This window comes from Priestia sp. BR_2 (genome assembly GCF_041954005.1).
Taxonomy (GTDB): domain Bacteria; phylum Bacillota; class Bacilli; order Paenibacillales; family Paenibacillaceae; genus Paenibacillus_AQ; species Paenibacillus_AQ lautus_A.
On record NZ_JAVFHM010000015.1, the window covers coordinates 1 to 1,313 of the forward strand.

Sequence of the window (1,313 nt, forward strand, 5' to 3'; positions counted from 1 at the left end):
TATGCTTAAACATTTGAATGATTCGGATATCCGATTTGCTATTCAATTTGCTTATGATATTGCGGTTGGTCATTTGGATCACTTACTTACCATTTTTGAGCAAGAGCAGTATGCAGTTCCTCACGGTTTTACCGAACAAGACGTAAATATGGAAGCTCCTTGGCTTTTTTCCGATGTATTTTGTTTAACGTATGTAAATCATATGGCGAAGGTTGGAATGCTAGCTTATAGTGGATTTGTTTCCATGAGTGCAAGAGAAGATATTAGAAATTTCTATACAAAAGGATTAGTAGAAGCATCTACCCTTTATAATCAGACTACTGAAATTGCCGTTTCAAAAGGGGTACATTCCAGACATCCTTATATTGAAGTTCCAAAAGAAGCAGATTATGTTGATAGCAAAAAATATTTAAGTGGATTAAATCCATTTAAAAACAAACGCCCATTAAACGCCGTAGAAATTTCGCATTTATATATGAACGTGCTAACAAATTCGATGGGGGTTAAACTTTCTATTGGTTTTGCACAAACCTCTCCGTCTAAAGAAATCCAAGACTTTATGTTAAGAGGAAGAGACATATCGAACAAACACATTCAAATCTTCGCTGATTTCTTGCTTGAAAACGATCTTGCCACCCCTCGATTACCTGACGTTAGTGTGAGCAATTCAACTACCAAAACATTTTCAGATAAGTTAATGATGTTTCATATGTCCCTATTAAGTGCTGCTGGTACAGGAAACTATGCAACTGCGGCGGCTGCCAGTCAAAGAAACGATTTAGCCATCGATTATGAACGATTATCACTAGAAATTGCCCGATATGCAAAAACTGGTGCTGACATTATGATTAAGTATAATTGGCTTGAACAACCACCGGGAACAAAGGACCGTAAGAAACTAGCTAGAAAAAAAGAATCATAATAGTGGTATAAAAAACCTGATTGTCTTTTTATCCGTATATTTATGTTTATTCTTTGATTAAAAGGGTGAAAAAGTCAATAGGATTGGAATCTTAAAAGCAACATGTCTTTTTTATTAAAGTCATGTTGCTTTCCTTTTATTTCATAATCATAAAAATGAATAACTTTTGATACTTTGAGCAAACTACCCAAGATGCAATCAGGCATCACTCATGAAACCCAATTACGTAACCGAAAAAACTACCCTATCACACACCAGGGTAGTTTTTTCGGTTTTTAGACTATATACGATATATGACCTTGGTTAACATAATGTGAATTTTCGCAAGTGACTTATGTATATAAATGTATAGATTCCTTTGAAGCCTTCGTACTGGTATTCTCCACAAAAA

The 1,313-nt window shown here is 34.8% G+C and carries 1 protein-coding gene; it reads left to right on the forward strand.

Annotated elements, in window-relative coordinates; genetic code table 11:
- Window positions 1-922, forward strand: a 922-nt coding sequence (locus RB298_RS00105; protein ID WP_486045147.1) for a DUF3231 family protein, incomplete at its 5' end; no start/stop codon positions are given.
- Between the last annotated feature and the right edge of the window lie 391 nt (window positions 923-1,313).